The organism is Legionella lansingensis, assembly GCF_900187355.1.
Classification (GTDB): Bacteria; Pseudomonadota; Gammaproteobacteria; order Legionellales; family Legionellaceae; genus Tatlockia; species Tatlockia lansingensis.
The window spans coordinates 1816263-1829448 of record NZ_LT906451.1 but is presented as its reverse complement, the minus strand read 5'-3'; the positions used below and the strand labels follow the sequence as shown (position 1 = coordinate 1829448).

The window sequence follows — 13186 nt, the reverse complement described above, 5'->3', positions numbered from 1 at the left end:
GCTTTTTGGGGCATTTAATAGGTGTTGTTTCTATTGCATAGGAATTAACTCATACTCTATATAACTTTTAGCAGCGCTTTGCCTGAAAAATCAGGATGTTTTATTAGTGTATCTTCTATCTACTTCATCTTTGATGCTAAACTTCTTCTTTTCTCAAGGTACTCTGGCTAAATGAGTGATAGTATTCAAAAAAAAATTCAGAATTTGCGAAATCGTATTCAGTTATATGATTACCATTATTATGTTCTTGATGAACCTTTAGTGCCTGATATTGAATACGACCGCTGCTTTAGAGAGTTACAGGCTCTTGAAAATGAGCATCCACAGTATATTACGGCTGACTCCCCAACCCAACGGGTAGGGGGCACTCCTGCAGGTGCTTTTGAAGAGATCACCCATATCAAACCCATGCTCTCCCTGGCGAATGTCTTTTCAGAAGAAGAGTTGCATGCTTTTCTAAAACGTGTGGCTGATAAATTGGAGGTCGATGAGGATTCTTTGCTATTTACTTGCGAACCGAAATTGGATGGTTTAGCTGTAAGCCTGACCTATAAAGAAGGTATGCTCGCTTATGCAGCCACCCGAGGAGATGGAGCCGTTGGTGAAAACATTAGCAATAATATCAAAACCATCGCTGCTGTCCCTCTAAAAATGATGAGCGATAATCCCCCGGAATTGATTGAAATTCGTGGTGAAGTATATATGCCAAAAGCAGGATTCGAGGCTTACAATGCTAAAGCAAGGATGACTGGAGAAAAGGTTTTTGCAAACCCACGGAATGCAGCGGCTGGTAGTCTGCGACAGTTGAATCCAGCCGTTACAGCTTCAAGACCATTAGCCGTTTATTTTTATGGGATTGGTGCTTGTGATCATTTTGATTTACCGAATAGTCATCTAGAGCAATTGCAGCTTTTGCGTAGCTGGGGATTTAGAACCCCCAAGGAAACAAAACGAGCCAAAGGCTTTGCGGGTTGTCTTTCTTGTTACCATGAGCTTTTAAAAGGGCGTTCGGAACTGCCTTATGAGATTGATGGTGTTGTCTATAAGATAGATGATATCGAATTGCAACAAGAGTTAGGTTATTTGGCTCGTGCCCCTCGTTTTGCCTGCGCCCATAAATTTCCAGCAAGTGAAGAAATGACTGAGTTATTGGCGGTGGATTTTCAAGTTGGACGCACTGGGGCTTTGACACCAGTTGCACGATTAAAACCGGTTAGCGTAGCGGGTGTCACGGTAAGTAATGCTACCTTGCATAATATGGATGAAATTCAACGTAAAGATATTCGTATAGGGGATACGGTAGTTATTCGTCGCGCTGGTGATGTTATCCCGGAAGTGGTTTCGGTTGTGCTTGAAAAACGACCTGCACACACAACGATTATTTCTCTTCCAGAGCATTGCCCGGTGTGTGGCGCGGATGTCATTAGGGAAGAGGACGAGGCCGTTGCTCGCTGTACAGGAGGATTATTTTGCAACGCCCAACTCAAACGGATGCTCTGGCATTATGCTTCACGTAGAGCAATGTCTATTGATGGTTTGGGTGCAGTAATCATCGATCAGCTTGTTGAAGAGAAATTAATTAAGGATGTTTCGGACCTTTACGCCTTGGATTTAGAAACATTAATTCGACTTCCTAGAATGGGTCGAAAGTCAGCAGAGAACTTGCTCTCGGCCATTGAAAAGAGCAAAAAAACCACATTCGCACGTTTTTTGTATGCCTTAGGAATTAGAGAGGTGGGAGAGGTCAGCGCGCGAGTCTTGGCTTTAGAATTTCCTGATATTGCATCTTTAAAAGCAGCTTCTGTTGAAAAGTTAATGGAAATAAAGGATATCGGCCCGGTAGGAGCTTATCATATTGTCCATTTCTTTGCACAAGACCATAACTGTGAAGTGATTGACAAATTGCTGGATTATGGTGTGCATTGGCCTAAAGATGAGCGAAAAGAGTTTGATAAACAGCATCCTTTTTACGGCAAAACGGTGGTTCTTACTGGTACGCTTGCCAGCATGGGACGCGAGGAGGCCAAAACCCATCTCCTTGCTCTAGGTGCTAAAGTGTCAGGGAGTGTTTCTAAAAAAACGGATTATGTAGTGGCGGGTAATGAGGCAGGGTCTAAACTAGAAAAAGCAACAGAACTGGGGGTAAGGGTATTGAATGAAGACGAATTTCTTGCTCTGCTTTGATGTTTGTCTCAAAAGGGCGCGGGCACTATGGATGATGATTACTTTGTTGCTTTGTGCACCGCTTACACATGCCAGTACTTGGGTTTTAAATAATCCTTATTCTGACGAAGAAGAATCAGGCAAGATTTATTACTCTTCTTTTGCTGAGCAACCCAAGACGCTTGATCCTGCTAAATCGTATTCTAGTAACGAGTATCAATTCATTGCTCAAATTTATGAGCCTGTTTTACAGTATGATTATTTCATAAGACCGTATACATTAGTGCCTTTAATTGCAACCTTGTTGCCAGAGGTACGTTATCTGGACCAATCGGGTAACCCAACTACTCCTGAAAATAAAGATATTGCCTTTTCTGTATACACAATTCGGATCAAAACAGGTATCTTCTTTCAGCCTCATCCCGCATTGGCCAAAGATGAAAAAGGAGAATATCTATATTTAACCCTACCTGATGATTATCTTGAAGATAATGACATTAATAAGCTCTCTGATTTTCCCAAAACTGGAACACGTGAGCTTCTCGCTGACGATTACATTTATCAGATTAAACGCTTAGCTAATCCAACAGTTAATTCCCCTATTTATGGGTTAATGAGTGAGTACATCGTTGGTTTTCGTGATTTTGGTCGCCGTTTGCCCTCTTCTTCAACCAATAAATTTATCGATTTAAGAAAATACCCTATGGCAGGGGTAAAAAAGATTGATGATTATACGTTCGAGATTACTATGAAGGGTCAATACCCTCAATTTATGTTCTGGTTAGCTATGCCCTTTTTTTCCCCCATTCCCTGGGAGGCTGATCGTTTTTATTCCCAAGCTGGTATGGACGATAAAAACTTAAGTTTTGATTGGTATCCCATCGGGACAGGGCCTTTTATGTTAAGTGAGAACAATCCCAACCGACGTATGGTTCTCGATAAAAATCCTAACTTTCGTAAAGAATATTTTCCTGGGAATGGTTCTAAGGAGGATCAAGAAACGGGTTATTTGCAGCATGCTGGAGAGTTATTGCCCTTAATCGATAAAGCTATTTTTACCCTGGAAAAGGAATCCATTCCTCGCTGGAATAAATTTTTACAGGGCTACTACGACTTATCAGGAATTAGCACGGATAGTTTTGATCAGGCGATTCAAATCAGTCCTTTGGGTAAACCTAAATTGACGCCAGCGATGCAGAAAAAAAAGATCCGTTTATCGCAAACAACTGATCCCAGTATTTTTTATCTGGGATTTAATATGCTCGATAGTGTCGTTGGCGGGAACAGCGAGAGGGCTCGCAAACTGCGACTTGCCATTTCCATTGCAGTCAATTTTGATGAAAACATTGCCATTTTTTATAATGGCCGTGGTACACCTGCCCAAGGTCCCATCCCACCTGGTATTTTCGGTTATAAACATGGCGCTGAAGGGATCAATTCTTATGTTTACGTATGGGATGGAGGTCGGCCAAAAAGACGATCACTTACAGAGGCCAAACGCTTGATGAAAGAAGCTGGCTACCCCGATGGTATCGATCCCAAAACCAACAAACCACTCATTTTGCATTATGATGTTCCTATTACTGGAGGACCTGATGATAAAGCGCAATTAGATTGGATGCGCAAGCAATTTGCTCATATCGGTATTGATTTGAATATTCGTGCCACTCAATACAATCGTTTTCAAGACAAGATGCGCACGGGTAATGCCCAAATCTTTAGTTGGGGATGGAACGCCGATTACCCGGATCCTGAAAATTTTCTCTTCATGCTGTATGGTCCCAATGGTAAGGTAAAATACAATGGTGAAAATGCTGCCAATTACGTAAATCCTCGTTATGATCGTCTGTTTGAACTAATGAAGAAGCGTGGCAATGATGAGCAGCGACAAAAACTAATTGAAGAAATGGTGGAAATAGTGCGGCATGATGCGCCTTGGGCATGGGGGGTGAATACACAAACACTCCTTTTAAGTCAGCAGTGGGTATCACCAACCAAGCCAAATACGATAAGTGCCAATTCATTGAAATACATGGCTATTGACGTTAACACACGAAATCAATTACGTACGTTATGGAATAACCCAATATTGTGGCCTATTGGACTATCCTTCTTGATTTTTATTTTATTGTTATTGCCATTACTCTTCGCCTATTACAAAAAAGAACGGCAAGTCGCTGTGAGAATGAAAACATGACCCGCTATTTATTGCGCCGAATCATATATGCTATCCCTATTTTATTAGGTATTAATATCATCACGTTTGCCCTTTTTTTTATGGTAAATTCGCCTGATGATATGGCACGCATGCAACTGGGGGAAAAGCATGTCAAACCCGAGGCTATTCTTCAGTGGAAAATACACCATGGCTATGATTTGCCGTTGTTTTTTAATGTGCAGCAAACTGGGTTAAAAAAAATTACTCAGACTCTCTTTTTTCAAAAATCGTTAAAACTCTTTGCCTTTGATTTCGGGGTGTCGGATGCAGGCAGAGATATTAGTTATGATATCTCTCATCGTATGTGGCCAAGTCTTGCCATCGCTTTACCTATCCTGATTTTTGGCATGATGGTTAACATTATTTTTGCCATGGCAATGGCCTTTTTTCGTTCCACTTACCTTGATTTAAGCGGGGTGGTGCTCTGTATCATTTTGATGTCTATCTCAAGCCTCTTTTATATTATTGGTGGACAATATTTGTTTGGTAAGTTGTTGCGTCTTGTGCCTATTTCTGGTTATGACAGTGGTTTAGAGAGTATTAAATTTATTATTTTGCCTATCTTTGTTGCTGTACTTGCTGGTATAGGGTCTGGAGGGCGATGGTACCGTAGTCTCTTTTTGGAGGAAATGAATCGCGATTATGTGAAAACAGCCAGAGCGAAGGGGTTGTCTGAAGAGCGTGTTTTATTTGGCCATGTACTAAAAAATGCAATGCTCCCAATACTTACTGGTGTTGTTGTTCTTATTCCTTCATTATTTATGGGAAGTTTGGTTCTGGAATCCTTTTTTGGCGTTCCAGGCCTTGGAAGTTACATCATTGATGCCATACAGCAACAAGATTTCGCCATTGTCAGAGCGATGGTCTTTTTAGGTTCTGTGCTCTATATCGTCGGTTTAATTTTGACTGACATTTCTTACACCTTGGTCGATCCGCGTGTGAGGTTTAGTTAAGGTCTAGATATGGAATTATTATGGACAGATAAGTGTTTTCTTGGAGTGTTGGTTATTGCTGCCGTAACTATCCTCTATAGCTTGCGGAAAAAACATATCAGATTAGCTTTCCAACGTATTATAACAAGACCTTTAGCTGTAAGCGCCGGTATTGTATTGTTATTTTTCTTGGCGATTGGAGTGCTTGATTCCATACATTTAAATTCCTCACTTTACCAGAGTAAAAATGCATCTGGGGGGCAGTATGACTCTATTTTGGATAGAATTCTCGCACCTTTGAGCTCTTTTTATGAGAAAACCTACTCCGCACCTTTGGCATTAAATTTATATAGTGTCGAGACGCGATTAATCAACGACAGGGCACAACAAGTTTATCCTCGTTTGCACTATGTGAAATCGACAATAAAAAAGAAGGATAAGCACAGGATAATCATCAATACGATCTACAAGGCAATCATTGTAAGCTTCTTGCTTATCCTGATTGGCTGGCTTCTCGTAGTCCTCCTAAGGTGGCTTTTCTACAGGAAGTTAAGCGTTTTACCCAGAAAAGTGGGAATAAGTGCTCTTATTACTTTTTTTGTTTGCTTTTTTATTGCTATTGCGAGCTACTGGATTTCGCGAGACTTTCATCTTCTTGGTACAGGTAAAATTGGTCAGGATATCTTTTATTACACCATCAAAAGTATTCGAACTGGACTAGTGATAGGAATTCTGACAACCCTTTTTATGCTCCCTTTGGCTTTATTTTTTGGTATTGCTGCGGGATATTTTGGTGGGTTGATTGATGACATCATTCAATACGTATACACGACGCTAAGTTCAATACCAGGAGTTTTGTTAATTACCGCCTCTGTTTTATCGATGCAGACGTATATCGCTAATCATCCTCAACAATTTGAGACGCTCGCGAAAAGTGCTGATGCGCGTTTACTTGCTTTGTGTTTAATTCTTGGAGTGACTAGTTGGACCAGTTTATGTCGTTTATTGCGCGCAGAAACGCTAAAGCTCAGAGAAATTGATTACGTCACTGCAGCACGTGCTTTAGGTAGTAGCTCCTTCGCTATTATTCTTAAGCACTTATTACCTAACGTTATGCATATTGTGTTAATCACCTTGGTTCTGGATTTTAGTTTTCTGGTTCTCGCGGAAGCGGTGCTTTCTTATGTTGGTGTCGGTGTATCTCCTTTAACCATAAGTTGGGGGAATATGATTAATGGTGCTCGCCTGGAATTGGCTAGAGAGCCTATTGTTTGGTGGCCTATGATGTCCGCCTTTGTGTTTATGTTCATTTTAGTGCTAGCTAGCAATCTTTTTGCTGATGCTGTTCGCGATGCGTTTGACCCACATCAAGCTACAGCTTAACCAAAATTCATTAAGTAAAGCCAGGGAATGTCTCTAAACACCGTTGGGCTGAGTGATTTTCTTATTACTCACTTAATTTGCTGATTTTATTATCAATAAGATCATTATAAATCTTGTCGATTGATTAAAGATCAATTTGGTTATAGAATTTTCCTCGGTTAACTATGCTTAAGGTGTAACAATAATGAAAAAAATCAGTTCTAGTTTAATCCTTGTTTCTCTGTTAAGTAGTTGTGCCTCAATAAAGTTAGACCCACAGGCAACACGTATCATTGCATCACCAAATCCAGCCCCAAAAGGCTGTAAATACGTAGGACAAGTTGTCGGTAATCAAGGTAATTTCTTCACAGGGGATTGGACATCTAATAAAAACCTGGAGGAAGGCGCCATGAATGATTTGAAAAACAAAGCAAGCCGATTAGGGGCTAATTATGTGCAGCTAATTACTAATCGTGCGGGTAATACAGGCTCAATGAGTGGTTTTGACGGGAGTGTAAGTGGTCATATGGCACAAACCAATGTGACTAATGTAGGGAACGCTTATATTTGTCCTGCGAAAGTGATCGGCTTGGAGTGATTAAACTCTTTTTATCCTTTATTCGTTGTCAATCCTGAGCGAAGCGTTGTGATAGATCACACCCTCCCGAATTACCGCGGCTCGACCGCGGTATCCACAAAGAAGCCAGTTTCCACTCAAATTTTATTATTCACTTTGTTTGTACTTACTGGTTATATGGTGGACCCGGTCAAGCCACGGGGATTCGAGATGTGATCTATTACGAAGCGCTCACACTCTTAAGTTTTTCTTGACAGCCTGAAAGATCGATGTGCAGCGGCTTGTCCGTGGCATCCATATGATGGATTAAGCAAGAATTTTTTTAATGGTTTCTAAACTGATATTCCCACCACTTAACACAACAACGACATTTTTACCATGAAACTGAATAGCATTTTTGAAAAGTGACGCAATGGCAACGCCTGCAGCTCCTTCAAGAGTGAGAGGCTGAATACTAAGCATGTTGATGAGGGCATTTTTAATTGCTTCCTCAGACACCAAGATAAAATCATCCACCCATCTTTTACACATCTCAAATGTTATGGAGCCAGATTCTATGCCACCAGCGGTAGCATCTGAAAGGGTAGGTAGTGTTTCCATTTCAACAATCTGGTTTGCTTTTACTGATTCAGCCATGACCGGTGAATTTTCTGGAAGACAGCCAATGATCATCGTATTTGGAGAAAGGGTTTTGACATATCCTGCAATGCCAGAAATTAATCCACCACCGCCAACAGGAACTAAAATGACATCAATGTTGTCTAATTGCTGCATAAGCTCTAAGCCTACTGTTCCTTGACCGGCTATCACCTGCAGATCATTATAGGGAGACACATAAATCATGTTGTGTTTTTTGGCATATTGCCTAGCATAAATTTCAGTTTGCACACAGTCCGTACCATAAAATTCAATCGGGATATTATAGTTACGAATATTGTTTACTTTGATGGAGGAGGTATTCTCTGGAAGAAACACTATTCCTGGAATGGTTAGTTTGCTTAAACCAAAGGCAACAGCTGTCCCATGATTGCCTGATGATGCTGTAACGATTCCTTGCTGACGTTCTGCTTTAGTTAAAGAGAGTAATTTACTAAAAGCCCCTCTTACTTTAAATGCTCCGGTATATTGCAGATTTTCACATTTTAAATAAATATTGCTTGTTAAAACGTTGCTTAATTGCACTGAAAAATCCAGCGGAGTTTGACGAATATACGGATGTATTCTTGCATGTGTATGGATTACTTCACTATGAATATCAAACATCTCAGTTCCCCAATTCATCATTTTTGCAGCCCTGCGATAATTTTAGGAGCGTGCCCTAGATAGTTATAAACAGTGGCGCGTGAAATCTTCAGAATTTGCGCAATATAATTTGCAGAATTTTTACCAGTGAAAGCGCCGTTTACATGCAAATGCTCGATAAGTTTCCTTTTCTCTTGCCGAGTAAGAACATCAAGCGAAAGATGATTTTTATTTAAATAATCATGAATAAAACGATTAATTCGCTCTTGCCAATCATCCTTAAACAGAAGAGCTGGTTGCGCTATCATTTGCGGGGAATGGAGGAATTCCAAGAGTGCTCTATTAAACTTTTCAAAGGATGAGACATCTAGATTAATGCATAACATGCCAACTGCTTTGTTGTCTTCATCTCTTATAACACTGCTCACAGATTTGAGTTTCCGACCATCCCAATTTAATTTCTCATAAGGACCAATACAATCCACCTCTGCTGCCATTTTTTCTTCTTTGCTAAAGAGTGATGGTTCACCGACTCTGCGTTTGGAAAAGGGATTAAAAATGGCCACGATTTGATCCTGCTGTAAATCATGGACAACCACTTCCGCATAGGGGTGAAATAGTTTTTGGATGGCCTCTGCTGTTGAGAGAATGTTATGAATGGATTTTTTCACAAAAAGAAGTAGTACAAAAATTGATTTTTACATTTTAGTCTAAATTTTACTAATTAGTCAATATTGAACTATGGCTTTATTTCAGTTAGAGAAAGTTACAATGCCACATGTTATGATAGCCAGCTTAATGTGGCATTGTCCCATTCGTAGGGCGCAGATACTTAGAAATAAGGAGTTAATCGATGACTAAAAGACTATTGTTTTTGTTTATCATCCTAAGCATGGGCTTATTATCCGGATGTTGGACAACAAAATCAGGTCAAAAATCTGGCATCATTGTCAAAGTCGCAAAGGAAGGTAGATATTGGGGAACCTATGAAGGAGAGCTTATCCGCGGTGGTCTTGAGGATGCTAGTGGAGCAACTGGCCGAGAATTTCACTTTACTTTAGGACAATTCAGATCCGAGCTTGTTAAAAAAGCTGAATTGGCCATGCAAAATAATGATCATGTTATTATTTTCTATCATTGTGAGGAGTTTGTGGCGCCGTGGCGTGGGGAAACCAAGTGTTTTGTCGATGATATAAAAATTTTAGACACTAAAGATAAAAAACATCCGCCTAAAGAGAGCAATGATAGTAGTGTGGATCAATGAAGGAATTTTAGATTGATAAAGAGCGGTAGCCTGGTTGCTTGCAACCAGGCTTGTATCTTTAAAAAGTAGGCAGAAATGCTTAATCTCAAGGGCACTTGAGATGGGAGAAGAGATCTTGTAACCAGGCAAGGCATAAAGCCTGAGGTGTAGATTAGGACCTTCTCCCCGCTTATCAATCGACCGAACAGTATCTTAGGCCGCTCCATCAAAGTAAGCCTGTATTCGCAAGCTTGGTCAATGATAAATATAACCTCAAGTATTTTTTACAGCCATTGGAGATTAGCATGAGTGCATATGAATTTGTAGGTGTTGATATTGCTAAGGATAAATTTGATAGTGCCCTGGAAATCAATAATCGCTGCAAGCATGCTGTTTTTTCTAATAACGAACAGGGATACAAAGCTTTCCTCAAATGGCTTGAGCAATACACGATATCTCCTTGGGTCTGTATGGAAGCGACTGGCCATTACAGTGAGGGACTGGCTGATTTCTTAGCTGAGAAAGGAATTCGTGTCAGTGTGGTTAATCCCTTTCAAATCAAGAGCTTTGCTAAAGCCTCCTTGGCACGCAATAAAAATGATAGGATTGATGCCAAAATCATTGCACAATTTGGTCAACGTATGGAACCACGCATTTATCAATCCAACTCTGCTGAGCAAAAAGAAATAAGAGAGTTAACCAAAGTCTTGGATATGCTGAAAGCTCAGGTTATTCAGTTAACCAATCAACTGCATAGCATTAGAGGTCATGCGGCACAGAAAAGCTTAAAGAAAATGATTGAGAAGCTTGAGCAAGAAATAAAGCGTATTCAACAACAAATTGATGAACTCATTAACAATAATCAGCAGCTTAAAGAAAAATTCGAATTGTTATTTTCCATTAAGGGAATAGGCAAACTCACCGCCTATCATGTGCTGGCTCGAATACCTGACATCCAGTGCTTTCAAACAGCTAAACAATTCGCTGCTTATATGGGCATTACGCCAAAACAACAGCAATCCGGATCTCTTATTGGCAAAACGACCATCTCAAGACTTGGAGATAGTCGATTAAGAAAAGCTCTTTATATGGCTGCTTTAGTTGCCAAACGTTACAACAAGTCTCTTCTGCCTTTTATCAATAAACTGCAAACTAAAGGCAAAACACCGAAAACAATCATTTGTGCCGTGATGCGTAAATTAGCTCACATCATTTTCGGTGTCTTAAAGAATAAACAACCTTTTAATGAAAATGTTGCTTGCTTTTAAAGACAGTATCTACACTTTTTCTATTGCTTGATTAATGATTGCCAAAGGGCTAAATGTGCGCCAGTGGGATCAGTGATAATCGCAAATTTCCCCATGTCGCCTGCTTTTGTTACACCCTTTATTTCCTTGGCACCATGTTGTTTTGCTTTATCCAGTGCTGAGGCAACATCTGATACCAGGATATAGGCCATCCAATGAGGAGGGATTTGATGTTGCTGATCAGAGGGGATGTGCCATATGCCGGCAAATTCTTTATTGTGCGTTTTAATAATGGTGTAGGTCATTTGGTCCATATCATGATCTTCAAATTGCCACCCAAAAACCTTCCCATAAAAATCTTTGGCTTTTTTAACATCTGGTGTGGCTAATTCATTCCAGCAAAACTGACCAAGCTCTGGTTGTGTCATAGCAATTGTCCTTTTGTGTGATTTATTTTTTCAGTCACCTAAGCTAATGACTCATTTCTATTCAAGAAATGTTTAGCTATAGGATAACTAAGAGTAATGTACACCATAAACATTTGCAATTATGCTTATCTGGTTTTGGAGTTATGGCTAAGGAATTGCAAATGGCATGTCGCTGGATGAGCAAGATTATACGTTCTTTATGTGTCTTTCTTTTGTGTTCAACAGCAGGCTGGACAGCTTGTTCGATTATAAATGAGTCCAATGAACAAGCTCCAAAGATGAACGATGTTTTGGGACTGTTATTGACGGAAATGGATTCATGTCCTAAAGATGTGTTCGCTCTACGCGAGTTACTTAAGCAATTAGGTCTAAAATTGGATACGACCATGGTGGCTAATAGAGGATTTCATAATCCTAGTCAAGGCAGTTTTAGTTTATTTGAAATGGTTAGTGGCAATGCTAAGTTAACTACAGCGACAACAGTAAGTCCAGGTGAGTTCTTTTTTGGTCACTTTACCGCAGTGGATGATGCCAATCATCTAATAGCTGACCAGAATCCAGTGAAAGACAGTTTAATGATCGAGGCGTTGGCTTGGGATCAGCAAAAAAGGGTCTTTAATTTTTATGAGTTGCGCGGTGAGGGGGAGCAAGGTCAGTGGTTCTATAGAGGGGACTCACAAGATATTTTTGCAGACAATGAATGGCTTCATCGACAAGAGGACCCATTTCACCCCAAATTTGGCAGGCGGCTGCGTTGCTCAGGATGCCATGGAGCGGGTGGACCTATCATGAAGGAACTGGATTCGCCTCATAACGATTGGTGGGAGCCAAACAGAAAATTGGATTTTGGAGGCAGGGAAGCCGATAAAAAACTTGCAGAGATCCTTGAAACATTGGTTCCGCCTGACTATTTAGCTAAGAATGTAGTGATAGGTTTGCGAAAACTCCTTGATACCCATTCAAGTCAACAACAATCTCTTTCCCTCCAGGAGCAATTAAGACCCTTATTTTGTCCGGTGGAATTAAATTTAGCTTCAGACAGTGCTACCAATGATGAGAACAAAGATGAAGTTATCATCCCTACTGGTTTTTTTGTTGATGAGCGATTAGTAGATACCCCCATAACGATTCTTGTTGCGAGAGCGTTTTATCAGCTGGCATACAAGAGGGTAGGAAGTAATTTTCCTGAGACGAATTTGGAAGATGCTGATCATGCTTGGCTTACTCCAGTTAAGGCTAGATCCGATAGAATGGCTATCGATGCTTTGATCGCTCGTGGTGTCATCGATGACAAATTTGTAGCGGATGTACTTGGCATAGACATGACGAACCCAGTATTCTCAAGCATACGTTGCCAACTTTTACGCTTTCTGCCAGAGCTTTCATTTGGATGGAGAGAGAAATTTATTGCTAATTTGGTAAAATCCTCCGAGCCGGTTGCTCACGAGTTGGCTCAGAATTTGGTTAATCCTGAATTAACCCCACGGTTTTATCGAGCACGGGCGCAGCAGTTCTTGGAGAATTGCAGAATCAAACTTAAGAATCCGGAAAACGTGGCAGAACTTTATAAGCTATTGGTACAAAGACGAAAAGAGATTAGAACCTCCGAAATTTCCGCCAATCCACGTGGGCAAATTTTAGAACCTGGGTTTCGAGTTATATTTCCGGAAAGTGAGATAGAGGATCAGCGAAAATTAACCCTAACCTTGGATTGTCATGTTGAGGAAGAAGCGTGAACAGCGATTTCAGATACAATGAACAGATGACTTGCTCT

11 protein-coding genes are annotated in these 13186 nt (G+C 40.4%); 8 read left to right on the top strand and 3 right to left on the bottom strand.

Annotation, left to right across the window (positions count from 1 at the left end):
* Window positions 1-171 precede the first annotated feature (171 nt).
* The 5 genes from ligA to CKV79_RS08300 all read left to right on the top strand — a co-directional run bounded on the left by ligA (window position 172) and on the right by CKV79_RS08300 (window position 7273).
* On the top strand, window positions 172-2184 hold the full coding sequence (ligA, locus tag CKV79_RS08320; RefSeq protein WP_028374279.1) for an NAD-dependent DNA ligase LigA: 2013 nt from the start codon (window positions 172-174) through the stop codon (window positions 2182-2184).
* On the top strand, window positions 2156-4360 hold the full coding sequence (locus tag CKV79_RS08315; protein WP_408606903.1) for an ABC transporter substrate-binding protein: 2205 nt from the start codon (window positions 2156-2158) through the stop codon (window positions 4358-4360). Before ligA ends, CKV79_RS08315 begins: the two co-directional genes overlap by 29 nt.
* Entirely contained in the window at window positions 4357-5334 is a 978-nt protein-coding gene (locus tag CKV79_RS08310) for an ABC transporter permease (RefSeq protein WP_028374281.1), read from the top strand. The genes CKV79_RS08315 and CKV79_RS08310 overlap by 4 nt, the downstream gene beginning before the upstream one ends.
* A gap of 9 nt (window positions 5335-5343) precedes the next feature.
* The gene (locus tag CKV79_RS08305) at window positions 5344-6696 is read left to right on the top strand and encodes an ABC transporter permease (RefSeq protein ID WP_028374282.1); all 1353 of its coding nucleotides are present in this window, start codon (window positions 5344-5346) and stop codon (window positions 6694-6696) included.
* A 184-nt stretch (window positions 6697-6880) separates the two neighbouring features.
* A complete protein-coding gene (locus tag CKV79_RS08300) occupies window positions 6881-7273 on the top strand; it encodes a DUF4156 domain-containing protein (RefSeq protein ID WP_028374283.1) in 393 nt (130 codons plus the stop codon).
* Window positions 7274-7558: 285 nt separating this feature from the next.
* Here the strand turns inward: CKV79_RS08300 and CKV79_RS08295 are convergent, their stop codons facing one another.
* Both CKV79_RS08295 and CKV79_RS08290 read right to left on the bottom strand, forming a co-directional pair.
* A complete protein-coding gene (locus CKV79_RS08295) occupies window positions 7559-8515 on the bottom strand; it encodes a threonine/serine dehydratase (protein WP_028374284.1) in 957 nt (318 codons plus the stop codon).
* A gap of 17 nt (window positions 8516-8532) precedes the next feature.
* On the bottom strand, window positions 8533-9165 hold the full coding sequence (locus CKV79_RS08290; protein ID WP_028374285.1) for a helix-turn-helix transcriptional regulator: 633 nt from the start codon (window positions 9163-9165) through the stop codon (window positions 8533-8535).
* 182 nt (window positions 9166-9347) lie between these two features.
* Here CKV79_RS08290 and CKV79_RS08285 point away from each other — a divergent pair, with 182 nt between their 5' ends.
* Window positions 9348-9758: a hypothetical protein gene (locus CKV79_RS08285; RefSeq protein ID WP_051546297.1), complete on the top strand. Its 411-nt coding sequence runs from the start codon at window positions 9348-9350 to the stop codon at window positions 9756-9758.
* Window positions 9759-10042: 284 nt separating this feature from the next.
* Window positions 10043-11005 carry an IS110 family RNA-guided transposase gene (locus CKV79_RS08280; RefSeq protein WP_095141761.1) on the top strand — a complete coding sequence of 321 codons (963 nt, stop codon included), beginning with the start codon at window positions 10043-10045 and terminating at the stop codon, window positions 11003-11005.
* 20 nt (window positions 11006-11025) lie between these two features.
* Here the strand turns inward: CKV79_RS08280 and CKV79_RS08275 are convergent, their stop codons facing one another.
* The gene (locus tag CKV79_RS08275) at window positions 11026-11412 is read right to left on the bottom strand and encodes a VOC family protein (protein WP_028374287.1); all 387 of its coding nucleotides are present in this window, start codon (window positions 11410-11412) and stop codon (window positions 11026-11028) included.
* A 161-nt stretch (window positions 11413-11573) separates the two neighbouring features.
* Here CKV79_RS08275 and CKV79_RS08270 point away from each other — a divergent pair, with 161 nt between their 5' ends.
* The gene (locus tag CKV79_RS08270) at window positions 11574-13148 is read left to right on the top strand and encodes a hypothetical protein (RefSeq protein WP_154660324.1); all 1575 of its coding nucleotides are present in this window, start codon (window positions 11574-11576) and stop codon (window positions 13146-13148) included.
* The last annotated feature ends 38 nt before the right edge of the window (window positions 13149-13186 follow it).